At 32.8% G+C, this 15596-nt stretch carries 16 protein-coding genes; 11 read left to right on the top strand and 5 right to left on the bottom strand.

Translation table 11 applies throughout. The annotated features are described in order from the left end of the window. On the top strand, positions 1-681 hold the full coding sequence (locus CXF54_RS12210) for an N-formylglutamate amidohydrolase (RefSeq protein WP_101203771.1): 681 nt from the start codon (positions 1-3) through the stop codon (positions 679-681). A 50-nt stretch (positions 682-731) separates the two neighbouring features. Here the strand turns inward: CXF54_RS12210 and CXF54_RS12205 are convergent, their stop codons facing one another. Together CXF54_RS12205 and CXF54_RS12200 are read right to left on the bottom strand one after the other, a co-directional pair. After that, the gene (locus tag CXF54_RS12205; RefSeq protein WP_101203770.1) at positions 732-2891 is read right to left on the bottom strand and encodes a T9SS type A sorting domain-containing protein; all 2160 of its coding nucleotides are present in this window, start codon (positions 2889-2891) and stop codon (positions 732-734) included. A 168-nt stretch (positions 2892-3059) separates the two neighbouring features. Next, positions 3060-3641 (bottom strand): NUDIX hydrolase, encoded by a 582-nt coding sequence (locus CXF54_RS12200; RefSeq protein WP_101203769.1) that lies wholly within the window; start codon positions 3639-3641, stop codon positions 3060-3062. Between the two features lie 120 nt (positions 3642-3761). Here CXF54_RS12200 and pyrE point away from each other — a divergent pair, with 120 nt between their 5' ends. Next, the gene (gene pyrE / locus CXF54_RS12195) at positions 3762-4406 is read left to right on the top strand and encodes an orotate phosphoribosyltransferase (RefSeq protein WP_101203768.1); all 645 of its coding nucleotides are present in this window, start codon (positions 3762-3764) and stop codon (positions 4404-4406) included. Positions 4407-4472: 66 nt separating this feature from the next. Then, entirely contained in the window at positions 4473-4880 is a 408-nt protein-coding gene (locus tag CXF54_RS12190; protein ID WP_090841520.1) for an orotate phosphoribosyltransferase, read from the top strand. Here CXF54_RS12190 and CXF54_RS12185 read toward each other — a convergent pair. Beyond that, the gene (locus CXF54_RS12185; protein WP_101203767.1) at positions 4864-5589 is read right to left on the bottom strand and encodes a biotin--[acetyl-CoA-carboxylase] ligase; all 726 of its coding nucleotides are present in this window, start codon (positions 5587-5589) and stop codon (positions 4864-4866) included. The two genes, CXF54_RS12190 and CXF54_RS12185, sit on opposite strands and share 17 nt — an antisense overlap. A 95-nt stretch (positions 5590-5684) precedes the next feature. Here CXF54_RS12185 and rsfS point away from each other — a divergent pair, with 95 nt between their 5' ends. From rsfS to CXF54_RS12155, 6 genes are all read left to right on the top strand, one after another. Further along, entirely contained in the window at positions 5685-6056 is a 372-nt protein-coding gene (gene rsfS / locus CXF54_RS12180) for a ribosome silencing factor (protein WP_090841523.1), read from the top strand. Positions 6057-6065: 9 nt separating this feature from the next. Further along, positions 6066-8030, top strand: coding sequence for an ATP-dependent zinc metalloprotease FtsH (gene ftsH, locus CXF54_RS12175; protein WP_090841525.1), 1965 nt, complete (start codon positions 6066-6068; stop codon positions 8028-8030). Positions 8031-8140: 110 nt separating this feature from the next. Further along, positions 8141-8749: an LUD domain-containing protein gene (locus CXF54_RS12170; RefSeq protein ID WP_090841527.1), complete on the top strand. Its 609-nt coding sequence runs from the start codon at positions 8141-8143 to the stop codon at positions 8747-8749. Positions 8750-8753: 4 nt separating this feature from the next. After that, the gene (locus CXF54_RS12165; RefSeq protein ID WP_101203765.1) at positions 8754-9578 is read left to right on the top strand and encodes a phosphatidate cytidylyltransferase; all 825 of its coding nucleotides are present in this window, start codon (positions 8754-8756) and stop codon (positions 9576-9578) included. After that, on the top strand, positions 9568-10218 hold the full coding sequence (locus tag CXF54_RS12160) for a phosphatidylserine decarboxylase family protein (protein WP_090841531.1): 651 nt from the start codon (positions 9568-9570) through the stop codon (positions 10216-10218). The genes CXF54_RS12165 and CXF54_RS12160 overlap by 11 nt, the downstream gene beginning before the upstream one ends. Positions 10219-10222: 4 nt before the next feature. Beyond that, on the top strand, positions 10223-10489 hold the full coding sequence (locus tag CXF54_RS12155; protein ID WP_090841533.1) for an acyl-CoA-binding protein: 267 nt from the start codon (positions 10223-10225) through the stop codon (positions 10487-10489). A 219-nt stretch (positions 10490-10708) separates the two neighbouring features. Here the strand turns inward: CXF54_RS12155 and pafA are convergent, their stop codons facing one another. After that, the gene (gene pafA, locus CXF54_RS12150) at positions 10709-12364 is read right to left on the bottom strand and encodes an alkaline phosphatase PafA (protein ID WP_101203763.1); all 1656 of its coding nucleotides are present in this window, start codon (positions 12362-12364) and stop codon (positions 10709-10711) included. Positions 12365-12474: 110 nt separating this feature from the next. Here pafA and CXF54_RS12145 point away from each other — a divergent pair, with 110 nt between their 5' ends. Then, positions 12475-13215 carry an MlaE family ABC transporter permease gene (locus CXF54_RS12145; RefSeq protein WP_090841537.1) on the top strand — a complete coding sequence of 247 codons (741 nt, stop codon included), beginning with the start codon at positions 12475-12477 and terminating at the stop codon, positions 13213-13215. Then, positions 13212-13979 carry an ABC transporter ATP-binding protein gene (locus CXF54_RS12140; protein ID WP_101203761.1) on the top strand — a complete coding sequence of 256 codons (768 nt, stop codon included), beginning with the start codon at positions 13212-13214 and terminating at the stop codon, positions 13977-13979. The genes CXF54_RS12145 and CXF54_RS12140 overlap by 4 nt, the downstream gene beginning before the upstream one ends. Positions 13980-14114: 135 nt before the next feature. Here CXF54_RS12140 and CXF54_RS12135 read toward each other — a convergent pair whose 3' ends face one another. Then, positions 14115-15593: a DUF389 domain-containing protein gene (locus tag CXF54_RS12135; protein ID WP_101203759.1), complete on the bottom strand. Its 1479-nt coding sequence runs from the start codon at positions 15591-15593 to the stop codon at positions 14115-14117. Positions 15594-15596: the final 3 nt, after the last annotated feature.

Genomic DNA, 15596 nt, shown 5'->3' with positions numbered 1-15596 from the left:
ATGAAATTAGTTATAACTTGCGAACATGGTGGTAATACTATTCCCAAGGAATACAAATCACTTTTCACAGACACTTCCGTACTTGAAACGCATAGAGGTTATGATTTAGGCGCTTTGGATGTGTTTAATTACTTACAACCACTAGCTGATTATTCTAACTATAGCAAAACTAGTCGCTTGTTAATAGAGTTGAATAGGTCTTTATTACACAAAAATGTATATTCCGAGTTTACTAAAAAGCTTCCTATCAATGAGAAAAAACAAATTATTAAAAAACATTATAGCGTATACAGAAGTGCAGTAACAGATTATATCCAAGCACGTATTAAAAATAATAATGACGTATTACACTTATCCATACATTCCTTTACTCCACAATTAAACCAAGACATCCGTAATTGTGATATCGGTTTACTATTCGATTCAAGAAAAGCTAACGAAAAAGAAATTGCTGTCGCTTTAAAAAAAAGTATTCTCGCTAAAAACCCCAACTATCGTATTCGCTTTAATTATCCTTATTTAGGTAAAACTGATGGATTTACTACTACTTTAAGAAAACAGTTCCCGAAGCATTACTCTGGAATTGAAATTGAAATAAACCAATCTTTTAGTGTCGACAATAAAATGCCCGATGCTATTAAGACTGTTCTAAAAGAAAGCATACTTAAATTTAAGGCATAAAAAAAACCGTTACATCACTGTAACGGTTTTTTTATATAAATAATTAGTGATTATTTTCTCACTACTACCTTTTTAGTAAAGCTTCTTGTTTCAGAAGTCATTCTTAAAATGTAAAGTCCACCAGCTAATTGATTTGTTTGAATCATGTTAGTGTTACTAGATAAACGACCAGCTAAGACTTGCTTACCATTTACGTCCATCATAGAGTAAGTTAAAACTTCACCTTGTAATAAATTAATATTTACGTGTAACTCATTAACAACTGGATTAGGGTATAATTTAAGACCTGCGTCTAAGTTATCGTTTCCTTTAGTTTCAGCTAACTGAGTAGCTCCAGTAGTTCTATCCGTAGAACCTGTAGTTACAATTAATAATGGATTTCCATTAGCATCTAAATCTGCACAGATTTCATTGTTTTCAATTAAATCTAAGATATAAAAAGCAGTTGTATCACCTAATTCAATATCGTTTAAGTTAAACGTTGTTGGGTCGTAAGCTAAAGTATGTACTTTATAGTTTCCACCTGATACTGGTAAAATCATTGTTGTTGACTCACTAACACCTTCAATAGTTAAACCTGCACCTTTAGTAAGCACTGTACCTAATTGGTATCCTACAGGTAAAACAGCATCGTTATTAGTTATTACACTAACTGAAACAGTTACTCCTGGTGTTACTACAGCAAAACCTGTAGATAATGATCCCGTACCAGCTGATACGTCTTCACATTGTAATACATCTACTAAAGCAAAGCTAATTGTTTGTGTATCGCATAACGTTCCTCCATTGTAATCAGCAGAAAATAATTCAGTTTGAATCTGAAAGTTTCCTAATCCTAAACTCCAAGCAACTCCTCCTGCAGGGTAAGTATAAGGTACTACGTTTTCAATAATAACAAGTGTTTCGTTAGTATCTAAGTTAGTAGCAGTTAATCTTACGCTTTCAGATCCTCCGTCAACAATTGCATCAACATAAAAATATTCAGGTAAATCAGCAATATTATAAACACCACCTTGTGCTATAGTAACATTATCTGTTGTATTAGAAAAAGCAAATTCGCTAATAGTTCCACAAGGCTCTTCACAATTAATTGTAAATGTAACACAAGAGCTATCACACTCTGCACCACCAGCATTGTTAGCAGCATAAATACTAGAACATACTTTAAAAGTACCACATCCATGTGCCCATGAAGCAGTTGTTGCTCCTGGATAAGTATATGGTGTTGCATTTTCAGTTTTAGTATAAACGTCTCCTGTTTCTAAGTTTGTTAAAGTAAAATAAGCACTTTCAACATTTCCTGACGTTAATAAGTTGATGTTAAAATCTGCAGGTAAGTTATCAAGATCATAACTAGCACCATCTACTATAGATACAGCAGCATCAGAAAAGTTAGAAAATTCAAATCCATCTACTTCTCCACAAATCGTGTTGTTTATTGTAAAATAAATTACGTTTTCGTCACAAGCAGCACCTTGGCAGTAATTGGTAGCAAAGATTTTACTTGTAATTTTAAAATTACCCGTTCCATAACTCCAAGCAGCGTTTCCTCCTGGTGCAGTATATGGTAAATAGTTTTCACCAACATTAAAAACTTGACCTGTAGTTAAGTTTTCAACTTTAAGACTAGCACTTTCAGACTGACCGTTTACTATTAAATCAGCATAAAAATTATTAGGTAAAGTATCTAACTCGTAAACCCCGTGGTCTACAACCGTTACAGTATCCGTTCCATTAGATAATTCTAATCCAGAAATATCTCCACATGGATTAGAACATGTAATAGTAAAACGGATTGTTTCGCTATCACAGTAAGAACTACAACTGCTATACTTATAAATTTTTGATTTTACTTCAAAGTTACCACAACCTAAGTTCCATGCTCCGTTTCCTCCTGGAAATGTATATGGCGCATAGTTTTCGTTAATGTTGTAACATTGTCCAGTGTCTAGGTTTCTAACATAGTATCTAGCACTGTTAGAATATCCATTTACTTGTAAATCAATATAAAAATCACTTGGAAGGTCTCCAATGTAATATGATTGATTATTAGAAATGGCTGTCGAAGAGCTTCCATTAGAAAACTCAAAACCAGCAATTGAACCACAATACGTGTCTTCAAGAGCAAAAGTTTGAACCGAAAAAGCTAAGGCTACCAAAATAAATAGCGCCCTAAAATTTAGAGTTTGATTGTGTATTTTTTTATACATACTAGAGGGTTTTAGATTATTCACATTTACAGCTGCAAATCTAACTAACAAAGTTTTCCTCCAAGAATATAATAGCCAAACCGTTTAATATTGTCTTTAAAAAGTTAAAGCGTTTGATTATACGGATTAAAAGCAGTAGGTGGAATTTTAACTAAAAAAATTTGGTGATTAAAATAGTAGCTTAATATTGGCGTAAGAATTGTTCAAAGCTTTACCCCAATCCTTCTCTCCTAGCCACTTTACCTCGGTAATACCCTCATTAAGTTGCGGATATAAATTACCAGAAAACGAAGACTGCATTTCATACCAATATGTAATTTTAAGTTTCGTCTTACCATTTCTTTTAAATATATGATAAGTAATTGGCAGTGGTTTTACTATTTTAAGACCAGAAACTCCTGTTTCCTCAGCAACTTCTCTAATCGCTGTTTCTTCAATAGTTTCGTTTTTTTCTGTTTTACCTTTTGGCAAATCCCATTTATCATTACGGTATATAAATAATATGTCCCCGTCATCATTAAAAACTTTACCACCACCTGCTATAACATTAGGCAGTTTTTTCTTGAATGTTTTTAAAAGCTTATCCTCATTATGACCTATTAAACGTACGGAAGCAACAGATTTTTTAGCCAAAGTCTTAAGGACTAAATCTATATCTGCATCTTTAAGTAAAAAGTTTTTAAAATCAGTTTCCTTTTCAACTTTTGTAGTTAAATAGATAGGTTTGTCGTTTACAAAAATGCGTTGCATAAATATGGGAGACTAGTATTATTTAGGTAAAAATATTAAATTTAATGACAATGACACTTTCTCTCAATTTATTTTAAAATTAATTTTAAGTAAAATTAAATAAAACTGTATTTTTGCCATATGATTTTCAACAAACAAACAGCCAGACAAACCGCAAAAGTTTTATTACAAATTAATGCGATCAAACTTCAACCTAGCGCACCATTTACTTGGGCATCTGGTTGGAAATCTCCCATTTACTGTGATAATCGCGTCGTATTATCTTATCCTCCAGTACGTAATTATATTAGAGAGGAAATGAGTAAATTTATAGAAGAACATTATGGTAAACCTGATGTTATTGCGGGTGTAGCAACTGGTGCCATAGGTATCGGGATGTTAGTTGCAGAATATTTAGGCTTACCGTTTATTTATGTCCGTCCTGAAGCAAAAGGTCATGGAAGAAAAAACCAAATAGAAGGTCATATAGAAAGTGGTCAAAATGTAGTGGTCGTTGAGGATCTAATAAGCACAGGAAAAAGCAGCCTTAATGCAGTAAAAGCATTAAAGGAGGCTAATGTTAATGTAAAAGGAATGGTTGCTATTTTCTCTTACGGATTTGACGTCGCAAAAGAAAACTTTGAAACTGAAAACATCACACTGCACACATTAAGTAATTACGAAAACCTATTAACGGAAGCTGCTTCTAGTAATTATATTTCTGATAAAGAAATTGAAACTTTAAGTCTTTGGAATGCCAATCCAAGTGTTTGGAACGCTAATTGATACTATACAATAGTTGCACTATTATTTAGTACAATACAATTTTAATAAAATAAAGACCATTATATAATGAAATTACAAAGCCCAAAAGCAACCTTAGATAAATCTACAGAAGACACGTTTAATTTTTTAAGCGATGTAAAAAACTTTGAAACCTTAATGCCAGAAAACATAAGCAAGTTTGAAGTATTAGGAGAAGACAAATTTTTGTTTGCATTAAAAGGAATGCCAGAAATAGTCTTAAAAAAGAAAGAAATGACACCTAATAGCAGAATAGTACTTGGCGCTGCGGGAGGTAAATTAGACTTTTCTTTAATTGCAGATATTACTGAAATTGAAGCTAACAAAAGTGAAGTACAACTAACTTTTGAAGGCGAATTTAATGCAATGATGGCTATGATGATTAAAGGACCTATCAATAAATTTATCGAAACTTTAGCTACTAATATGCCTAAAGCAATTAATACAATAGCTTAATAGTTTTTAAATCAAAGGTTTCTAGAATTTGGTCCTCGACCATTACTTTTAATAAACCTTCTTTAGAAACACCTTTTATAATACCAGAAAACAAACCTTCAGCTTTTTCAAACGTTGAAGGTTTTTCTTTTCTAAATAAATACTCTTCGTAAGTTTCTTGAATTGCAAACGTATCATTTTCAATAAAAGCCATTTCTGTTTTTAATTGATTTAGTATCAACTGTAGTATTTCATCTAAATCATAATGTACACCAGTAATACTTTTTAAGGAGCTCGCTTGAGGTAAATTATCATATTTTATTTGGTTGACATTTAAACCAACACCAACTATTGAAGACTCAATACGGTTTTGTTTTATGACATTTTCAATTAACACACCACAAATTTTCTTATTTGCTGACAAAATGTCGTTTGGCCACTTTATACTTAATTTAGGAATATTTAAGCGCTCTAATACTTTTACAATAGCTAAAGACACCACCATACTAATCTTAAATTGATCTTCAAAACGCACAGCACCAAACTGCTTATACACACTAAAGGTAAGGTTTTGGAACGGTTGTGATTGCCACGACGTCCCCATTTGACCACGCCCTTTAGTTTGGTCGTTAGTAACAACTGTAGTAAAATCTTTGACCGGAGTTTCTAAACTTAGATTGCGAAGAAACCTATTTGTAGAATCGGTGGCATTAAGTTTGATTATACGCATATTTAATATTTATCTTCGTATTATAAAATCTTATGATTTTTTTAGAGTATAAAGAACTTAAAAATAATAACTTTGCACAAATTTAAATATAATTAATGTCGAAAGAACAACCAAACATAGATGCCCTAATTTCAACAATAGTTGAAGGTATTGAGGATGTAAAAGGAAAAGAAATAAATATTCTTGATTTAAGAGAAATTGAAAATACTGTTTGTGACTACTTTGTAATTTGCGAAGGGACTTCAAACACACAAGTAAACGCTATTGTTAGCGCAATCCAGAAAAAAGTAAGTAAAGCACTTAAAGACAAACCTTGGCATATTGAAGGTGAAGACAATGCTGAGTGGGTACTTATGGATTATGTTAACGTTGTGGTACATGTTTTCCAGAAACAAATTAGAGAATATTACGATATAGAGAGTCTTTGGGGAGATGCCAAAGTAACTGTTATCGAAACAAACTATTAAAATCAATACATGGCTGATAAAAATAAAAAAGTAGCACCAAAAAAACCTAAATTTAATCCGTATTGGATTTATGGAGGTATTATTATTTTCTTCATAGCACTTCAGGTATTTGGTAGTAGCGCAGACACTACAAGCAAAACATCTCCTGCTCAATTTTTCGAATATTTGAGATCTGGTGATGTAGAAAAAGTAGATATCATAAACGAAACTACTGCAAAAGTTTACCTAAGAAAAGAAGCCGAAGCCAAAGAAGAACATAAAAAGTCTAAGCCAACGTCTATTTTTCCAACAACAGCTAAACTTCCAAATTATTCATTTCAATTTGGTGACTTAGCTTTATTTCAAGAATCTATAAAAGAGATCAACTCCGAAATAGGAAAAGACAAAGCTGCCGAATTAACTTTTAGCATAGACAGTAACCCTTGGGGAGAATTACTATTTAGCCTTTTACCATTTATATTATTAATTGGTGTTTGGGTATTTATAATGCGTCGCATGTCCTCTGGAGGAGGTGGTGGAGCTGGTGGACAGATATTTAATATCGGAAAATCAAAAGCGAAACTTTTTGACGAAAATTCTGAAGTTAAAACAACCTTTAAAGATGTTGCTGGTTTAGAAGGAGCAAAAGAAGAAGTACAAGAGATTGTAGATTTCTTAAAAAATCCTGAAAAGTATACTAACTTAGGTGGAAAAATTCCAAAGGGAGCCTTACTAGTAGGACCTCCAGGAACAGGTAAAACGTTATTAGCAAAAGCAGTAGCTGGAGAAGCTAAAGTTCCTTTCTTTTCTCTATCAGGATCTGACTTTGTAGAAATGTTTGTTGGTGTTGGAGCTTCTCGTGTTAGAGACTTATTTAAGCAAGCTAAAGAGAAATCACCTGCTATTATTTTTATTGATGAAATTGATGCCATAGGACGTGCTAGAGGTAAAAATGCAATGTCAGGTAGTAATGACGAGCGTGAAAACACGTTAAACCAATTACTAACAGAAATGGATGGTTTTGGAACCAATACAAACGTTATTGTATTAGCTGCAACCAACAGAGCAGATATATTAGATAATGCATTAATGCGTGCTGGTCGTTTTGATAGACAAATACATGTTGATCTACCAAACTTAACAGAACGTAAAGCAATATTTGAAGTACACCTTAAGCCACTTAAAAAGGTAGCAGGACTAGATGTTGAATTTTTATCAAAACAAACACCTGGTTTTTCTGGTGCAGATATCGCAAACTTATGTAATGAAGCTGCTTTAATTGCTGCAAGACATGATAAGAAAGCTGTTGAAAAGCAAGACTTTTTAGATGCTGTTGATCGTATTGTTGGTGGTTTAGAAAAGCGTAGTAACTTATTCTCTGTTGAAGAGAAAAAGACAATCGCTTATCACGAAGCTGGGCACGCTACAGTAAGCTGGTTTTTAGAACATGCTGATCCATTAGTAAAAGTTACTATTGTACCAAGAGGACGTAGTTTAGGAGCTGCATGGTACTTACCACAAGAAGCATTTATAACTAGAACAAGTAAGTTTTTAGATGAGATCTGTGTAACAATGGGTGGACGTGCTGCAGAAAAAATAATCTTTAATGAAATCTCTACCGGAGCATTAAGTGATCTTGAAAATGTAACTAAAAAAGCAAAAGCTATGGTTATGATTTATGGTCTTAATGAAAAAGTAGGAAACATTACTTACTATGATCCAGCTGGAGAGAGTGGTTTTGTTAAACCTTACAGTGAAAAAACATCTGAATTAATAGATAATGAAATCAAAAACATTGTTGAAACGGAGTTCCAACGTGCTTTAGACTTATTAGAATCTAAAAAAGATGTATTAAAACTTTTGGCGGAAAGACTAATTGAAAGAGAAGTTATTTTTAAAGATGATTTAGAAGAAATTTTAGGTAAACGTCCGTTTGCTGAAATAGATAGAAAACCATCTGAGAAAATTCAAATAGAAACAAAGGAAGAAGAATAATATCATTTTATCATAATATATTTAAAAATCTTAGATTATCGCATCAGATAGTCTAAGATTTTTTATATTTGATTATCCCATAAAGGAATTTTGATTATAGCAACGCGCGAATGAGTCTGTTTAGGAAACTTTTTAGTTCTAAATCTCAGAAGAAAAAGGAAGAGTTAAAGTCTGAAGAAAGAGGCAGATATATGCCTACCCAAGACATTCCTATTGACGAAAGTTTTACAATTAACTTCAAAAAAAACGGTGGAAAATTCCTGTATTGTGATTCTCTAGACGAAGTGTTTGAAAACTTAAACAACATTATTCTAGAAAATAACTGGGAAGACGACGCTGCATTTTTCTACGATACTAATTTAAAGGACAGATTTAAATCTTCGCAACTTAAAACAGATAGCAGCCTATCAAATTGCACCTATTTTATTACCACTTGCGAAAACTTAATAGCCAACGATGGCTCATTATTAGTTTGCTCTAACCAATTAGCAGAGAAAAAGCTTAACGAATTTCCTAACAACGTAATTGTTTTTGCGACAACAAGTCAAATTGTTTCAAACATAGGAGAAGGTCTACGTGAAATTAAAAATAAAAACACCACGAAGATACCCACTAACATTACGACTATCAAGCATTTTAAAATGCAAGAGGAAAAAGACTTTTTATCTTACGGAAGCAGTGCAAAAAACCTATATTTGTTGCTTTTAGAAGACCTTTAGTTTTATGAACGAAACCCTTACCAGAGCACTTTCAGGATTCTTATACGTAAGTTTGCTAGTAGCCTCACTGTTAAACCAACACGCTTTTATTGTGTTGTTTTTTGTGTTTGGCTTTATTTGCTTAATGGAGTTTTGTAAACTTATTCAACTAAAAAGCATTTTTCCTTATATCATATTTACAGTACTCTATTTTATATTTGGATATTGGCAACTTGTAATGAGTTCTGACAAAGGACTAGACGAGACCACACAAATTCTGCAAGTCATAACACTATTTGTGCAATTGCTTTTAATTAAGGATTTATTTTCAGAAAAGACAATACCCTTATTTAGTTCTAAAAGATTTATAATCACTACGTTTTACCTATCAAGCGGATTCGTGTTTTTAGTACTAATAGCAAACCATAATGGCCAGTTTACACCGGCTTATATATTAGGATCGTTTATATTAGTATGGGTCAATGATACCTTTGCGTATTTAGTAGGTAAGAATTTTGGTAAGCAAAAGCTATTCCCAAGTATTTCACCTAAAAAAACAGTAGAAGGCTTTTTGGGTGGTTTATTTTTTGCCTGTATTGCCAGCTATTTTATTTATATCTTTACAGACCACACATTAACCTTTACGCATTGGTTAATTTTAAGTGTTATAATAAGCGTTTTTGGCACACTTGGAGACTTAATAGAATCTAAGTTTAAGCGTCAAGCAAAAGTTAAAGACAGTGGTGTTATTATGCCTGGACATGGTGGTCTAATGGATCGCTTTGACAGCATGATATTTGCAGCTCCTTTTATTTATTTATTTCTAAGAATTTTAAATTATGTTTCATAAAGAAGGTTTTAAAATAATTGCAATTACTTTTTTACTGGTGGCTCTTTTTGCAGTGGTGGTAGATAAGTTTGTGTCGCTACAATGGTTACAATACCTGTTGTTTTTCACATTGTTTGTATTCTTATTTTTGATACTACAATTTTTTAGAAACCCAAAAAGAACCACACTTTTAAATGACAACACAGTTGTATCTCCTGTAGATGGTAAAGTTGTTGTGATAGAAGAAGTATTTGAACCTGAATTTTTTAAAGAGAAACGCTTACAAGTAAGTGTTTTTATGTCTCCAATAAATGTACACGTTACACGTTATCCAATTGGCGGACAAGTGGCCTACAGTAAATATCATCCTGGAAAATACCTAGTAGCTTGGCACCCTAAAGCTAGTACAGAAAACGAACGCACTACAGTTGTAGTAGACAACCCAACTTACGGTAAGGTTTTATACAGACAAATTGCTGGAGCATTAGCTAAACGTATTGTAAATTATGCTAAACAAGGAGACGCTGCAACGCAAGGTGAAGACTCAGGATTTATCAAATTTGGTTCGAGAGTAGATTTATTTTTACCTTTGGACACTAAGATTAAGGTAAACTTAAACCAAAAAGTAAAAGGTGGTGAAAGTATTATTGCCGAAATGTAAGCATATGACTACCGAAGAGTTAAATACTATTTTTGAAGATGCTGTAGAGCGTATTAACGCGCATACAGAACCTTTTCCCGCAGATTTCCTACTACGTTTGTATGCTTATTATAAAAAGGCAACAAACAATTACGAAAGCCCAAGCAGTAAAAAGCGCATAATAAATGCGTTTAAAGCGAATGCCTTATTTCAAATTAAAGACATTACAACAGACCAAGCAAAAGAAACTTATATTGAGCTGGTTGATAATTACTTCCTTTATAGAAAATAAAAGAAAACGCCACTACCCCTTTTACTTACAACAACATTAAACAACAGACCACTTTACTTTATCGTAACGTCATAAATACGCACCTTTTTAATTAGCGCTGGGTATTGCCACTTTTTACTTAATGTTACATTAAACAACAATGCCATACTTTTAATAAAGTATGGCATTGTTGTTTATAATCTTTTTTTACTAAAACAGAATTATATAGTCTTCTAAAGACTAGTTTTCTAAAACAAATTCTAAAGGTTTACCAGATGCTCCATTTGGAAAACTAATCCCTAATAAAGCAGACATTGTAGGTGCTATATCAGGAATAGTAGTATGTTGTAAAGTACTTCCTGTATTGATTGCTTTTCCAAAAAATAATAATGGTACGTGAGTGTCATAATTTAAAGCAGATCCATGAGTAGACCCTGTTTTGCTATAACTAATAACTGCTGGATCTAAAACGTATAATACATCTCCTGAACGTTTTTGATTAAACCCATTTTGAAGTAAATGCTCTACTCCTCTCGAAAACTCAGCATTTGTCATACTACTAGCAGTATATGCTTTATACACTTGCGGGTAACCAATAATTACATCCACTAAAGCTTGTTGTACTTCTATTAGGTTTAAACCATAACCTTTAATAACCTCACGATCCAAAAAGACTTGATTGTTACTTATGTTTTTAATAAACGATTCTGCTTTATAATTGGAAATGATTGTCTCGTTTAACGTCTTTTTAAAAGCATCATTATTAAAGTATCCTGATGGTACTTTTACAGACTCTAAATAAGATGGCACCTCAACAGCACCATGATCAGAAGATAAAAACAATGTATAATTACCTTTACCAACTTTAGCATCCAAAGCATTTAGTAAACGTTCGATGTCCTTATCTAATCTAATATAAGTGTCTTCCACTTCTTTACTATTAACACCAAAATTATGACCAACATAATCCGTACTAGAAAAACTAACCGTTAACACATCTGTAATATTATCCTGTCCCAACTGCTCACCATCTAAGGCTGCAATTGCAAAGTCTGCAACAATACTATTTCCGTAAGGTGTTGCTTTAATAATATCATAACCTCTATTGGTTTTACTCAATGCTTTTAAATCATAAGGAAACGTTGCAGTTTCTTTTCCTTTAAAACCTCCTTCAAAAGCATTTAAATCACTCCCACTTTCTGTGTAAGTATTAATGTCGTATAATGTATTCCATTCCTTTAAATAACTTTCAGCAGCACCTGTATCATTAAAAGCTTTAACCCAACTAGGTAAAGTTTCTAGGTAATAAGTACTAGTAATAAAACGCCCTTCATCTGCACCATGAAACCAATATGCCGCATTAGCAGTATGACCGGCTGGCAAAATAGCACCTCTATCTTTTACAGAAATACCTATTGTTTTTCCTCGCATTTGCGTAAACAATCTATTTTCATCTGCAAATGATGTTGTTTTTAATCTGTGCGGAGACATTTGCCCTGCTTTATTTGTAGTCCCTACAGATTGTACTGTTGTATCACCTGCACAATACACATAACTATCAGAGACTTTGTCGTACCAATTATTAGAAATTATACCGTGTGTTTTTGGTGTCGTACCAGAAAATATTGAAGCATGTCCGGGTCCTGTATATGTCGGCACATAATTAAAATGATTGTTTTTACAATTAAAACCTTGTGACATTAAACGCCTAAATCCACCCTCTCCATACTTATTATAAAATCTAGTTAAATAGTCATATCTCATCTGATCTACAACTACACCTACAACAAGTTTAGGTTGTGTATTTAATGTTGCAACATTAGGTTTAATAACGCTTTTTTGTGACTGACAACTTAACAGAAAACATATCACAAATACTGATAGTATCGCTCTCATTTTGGATAATTTAATTTTAGAGGTCAAAAATACAGATTTTAAAACATCTAATTTGAAATTAAGGTTAAATACCTACTAGAATTTTATATTTTAGCAGTAACAAATAAAACATGAATTACCTACACTATATTGGGACGTACTTTTTAATGGTTGTCGAGATGTTTCGCAAGCCTACAAAGTGGTCTGTAATGAAAAAATTAATACTAAAAGATGTTGACGATTTAATTATCGGCTCCATTGGTATTGTCGCATTTATCTCCTTTTTTGTAGGTGGTGTTGTTACAATACAAACAGCATTAAATATTGACAGTCCTTGGATACCAAAAAACTTAGTTGGTTTTGCCACAAGACAATCTATTATCCTAGAATTCGCACCTACTTTTATGTCTATAATTATGGCAGGAAAAGTAGGGTCTTTTATCACATCTAGTATCGGAACCATGCGTGTTACAGAACAAATTGACGCACTAGAAGTTATGGGAATAAACAGTTTAAACTACTTAGTGTTTCCTAAATTTATAGCGCTAACACTATACCCATTTGTTATTTCAATTTCTATGTTTTTAGGAATTATGGGAGGATTAGCTGCTTGTGTTTATGGCGGTTACGCAACAATGCCAGATTATATAGAAGGTATCCAACTAGACTTTAAGCCTTTTCATATGGCCTACGCATTTATCAAAACATTAATTTTTGCTTTTATCTTAGCAACTGTACCGTCCTATCATGGTTATTATATGAAAGGTGGTGCGTTAGAAGTTGGTAAAGCTAGTACGACATCTTTTGTATGGACTAGTGTAATGATTATCCTTTTAAACTATATATTAACTCAACTCCTACTAAGTCAATGATAGAAGTAAAAAATTTACACAAATCGTTTGGAGACGCTCATATTTTAAAAGGGGTTACAACTACTTTTGAAAAAGGTAAAACCAACTTAATCATTGGACAAAGTGGTTCTGGTAAAACCGTATTTTTAAAGTGTCTCTTGGGGCTTTTTGATTACGAACAAGGAAGTATTGCTTATGATGGTAAAATATTTACGCAATTAAGCGAAGACGAAAAAAGAAACATGCGAGCAGATATAGGTATGGTTTTTCAAGGAAGTGCCTTGTTTGACTCTATGACTATTGCCGAGAATGTTATGTTTCCGCTTAAAATGTTTACAAAACAAAGCAAAAGTGAAATGGAAGACCGTGTCAACTTTGTATTGAAACGTGTTAACCTAGAAGATGCACACCACAAAAAGCCAAGTGAAGCGTCTGGAGGTATGCAAAAACGTGTTGCTATTGCACGCGCTATTGTAAACAAACCTAAATACTTGTTTTGTGACGAACCTAACTCTGGACTGGACCCTAAAACATCTATAGTTATTGATAATCTGATTAAAGAAATAACGGAAGAATACCAAATTACAACCGTAATCAACTCGCATGACATGAACTCTGTTATGCAAATTGGAGAAAAAATTGTATTTCTAAAAAATGGTTTAAAAGAATGGGAAGGTTCTCGCTACGACATCTTTAAGACAGATAACGAAGCAGTAACTGACTTTGTTTACTCTTCAGAACTATTCAAAAAAGTACGTCAAATGTACTTGGAAGAACGCGGTTAATAAACATTACATCACTTAGATTAAGTATCGCTATCATTCAGAAGAAAGACTAATTGCAACCTTATTATTTTAAATAAATAGATGCTTTGCTTTACTCTGAATGATAGCGTATATAATTATTCTAAATCCTGAATTTTAGTTTACTTGCTTAACCACTAATGTGTCTAATTTTAACTTTAATTTTAACCAACGATATAGTTTATCTTTCTCTTTAGACACTTGTGCAGCATCCGCCAAACTATCATTCCATTTTACCTGAAACACAGCTAACGTATCTATACTTTTAAAGTTAGAGTTTACAACGCTAGCATAAGATAGCGCCTCGATATTTTCGTAGTTAATATTAACCTCTTTAGATAATTCTTCAAACGGAACATAACCTTGTTCTAATTTAGACAACTCTCTAACTTTATCTTCTAAAAATGTGATTTTCTGTTGCTGACTCATTAGGTCTAAAGAGTCTCTTGTGCGCAACTCTTCCATATATTCTAAGTTATTAATCTGTCTATTTTTAGTCTGATTAATTAATAATTTAGAATTTTTTAAATATGTATATTCTTGTAATCTGTTTTCTAAGAAGTGTTTCATATCGTCAGAAATCACATCTGTACCAAAAGTAGTCAGCTCTATATTAGACTCTCCAGTAGGTGAGTAATTAGGTGTTGCGTATTTCTGAATATAACTAGCGTTTGGTAACGACTTTAGCTCCATGCTAATAAAGTCTTTAGCATCCACTTTAAACTGACTTTCTCTAAGTACACTTAAAAAGGTAAACATAGCTGGTATCATAACAATAATAGCGACTAATGATGCAATTCTAGCGGTACGTTTACGCTTTGCAGAATTAGCATATTTAAGCATTGGAAAACGCAATATCTTAAGTACTAAAAAGGTCGCTAATGCGATAAATATGGTATTAATAGTAAACAAATACATGGCTTGGCCAAAGTAGGTCCAATTGCCTTTTGCTAAACCATATCCGGCTGTACACAAGGGTGGCATTAATGCTGTAGCAATTGCAACTCCAAAAATAACAGATGCTATTGTTCCCTTTTTAGTTCGGGCAATAATTAAAGCTAACCCCCCAAAAAAGGCAATTAGTACATCTCGAATATCTGGTTGTACACGACCTAAAAGCTCTGAAGTGTCCTCGCTTAAAGGAAAAAATCTAAAAAACAAAAAGGCTGTTAGCAAACTAAGCACAATCATAATTGCTAAGTTGATTAACGAGCGTTTAAGCGTATCAATATCGTTAATAGCAATAGATAACCCAACACCAAGTATTGGTCCCATTAATGGAGAAATTAACATGGCACCAATTACAACCGCAGTACTATTGGCATTTAAACCAATGGATGCCACAAATATAGAGCATATTAAAATCCATGCAGTTGCCCCTTTAAAAGGTATATCTGCCTTTATGGCTTCAATAGTAGCATCTCTATCCGTATCTTCTCTAAAATCAAGTAGCTCTTGCATAAAGGTTTTAATACTTTTAAATAACCCTTGTGCATCTTTTTTAACAGCTGCTTTTTTTTGATCTACTGCTTCTTGTTGTTTCTCCTCATCAGAGAAATCAAATTTATTTTCCTTTGGCGTATTGTTTTCTTCCATAGT

The organism is Olleya sp. 1-3 (assembly GCF_002836085.1).
Classification (GTDB): Bacteria; Bacteroidota; Bacteroidia; order Flavobacteriales; family Flavobacteriaceae; genus Olleya; species Olleya namhaensis.
Note: the sequence above shows the minus strand (reverse complement) of the source record. Positions and strands in the feature narration are given on the sequence as shown.

Coding starts and splice junctions, on each gene's coding strand:
- CXF54_RS12210 (WP_101203771.1), top strand. CDS start 1: ATGAAATTAGTTATAACTTGCGAACATGGTGGTAATACTATTCCCAAG.
- CXF54_RS12205 (WP_101203770.1), bottom strand. CDS start 2,891: ATGTATAAAAAAATACACAATCAAACTCTAAATTTTAGGGCGCTATTT.
- CXF54_RS12200 (WP_101203769.1), bottom strand. CDS start 3,641: ATGCAACGCATTTTTGTAAACGACAAACCTATCTATTTAACTACAAAA.
- pyrE (WP_101203768.1), top strand. CDS start 3,762: ATGATTTTCAACAAACAAACAGCCAGACAAACCGCAAAAGTTTTATTA.
- CXF54_RS12190 (WP_090841520.1), top strand. CDS start 4,473: ATGAAATTACAAAGCCCAAAAGCAACCTTAGATAAATCTACAGAAGAC.
- CXF54_RS12185 (WP_101203767.1), bottom strand. CDS start 5,589: ATGCGTATAATCAAACTTAATGCCACCGATTCTACAAATAGGTTTCTT.
- rsfS (WP_090841523.1), top strand. CDS start 5,685: ATGTCGAAAGAACAACCAAACATAGATGCCCTAATTTCAACAATAGTT.
- ftsH (WP_090841525.1), top strand. CDS start 6,066: ATGGCTGATAAAAATAAAAAAGTAGCACCAAAAAAACCTAAATTTAAT.
- CXF54_RS12170 (WP_090841527.1), top strand. CDS start 8,141: ATGAGTCTGTTTAGGAAACTTTTTAGTTCTAAATCTCAGAAGAAAAAG.
- CXF54_RS12165 (WP_101203765.1), top strand. CDS start 8,754: ATGAACGAAACCCTTACCAGAGCACTTTCAGGATTCTTATACGTAAGT.
- CXF54_RS12160 (WP_090841531.1), top strand. CDS start 9,568: ATGTTTCATAAAGAAGGTTTTAAAATAATTGCAATTACTTTTTTACTG.
- CXF54_RS12155 (WP_090841533.1), top strand. CDS start 10,223: ATGACTACCGAAGAGTTAAATACTATTTTTGAAGATGCTGTAGAGCGT.
- pafA (WP_101203763.1), bottom strand. CDS start 12,364: ATGAGAGCGATACTATCAGTATTTGTGATATGTTTTCTGTTAAGTTGT.
- CXF54_RS12145 (WP_090841537.1), top strand. CDS start 12,475: ATGAATTACCTACACTATATTGGGACGTACTTTTTAATGGTTGTCGAG.
- CXF54_RS12140 (WP_101203761.1), top strand. CDS start 13,212: ATGATAGAAGTAAAAAATTTACACAAATCGTTTGGAGACGCTCATATT.
- CXF54_RS12135 (WP_101203759.1), bottom strand. CDS start 15,593: ATGGAAGAAAACAATACGCCAAAGGAAAATAAATTTGATTTCTCTGAT.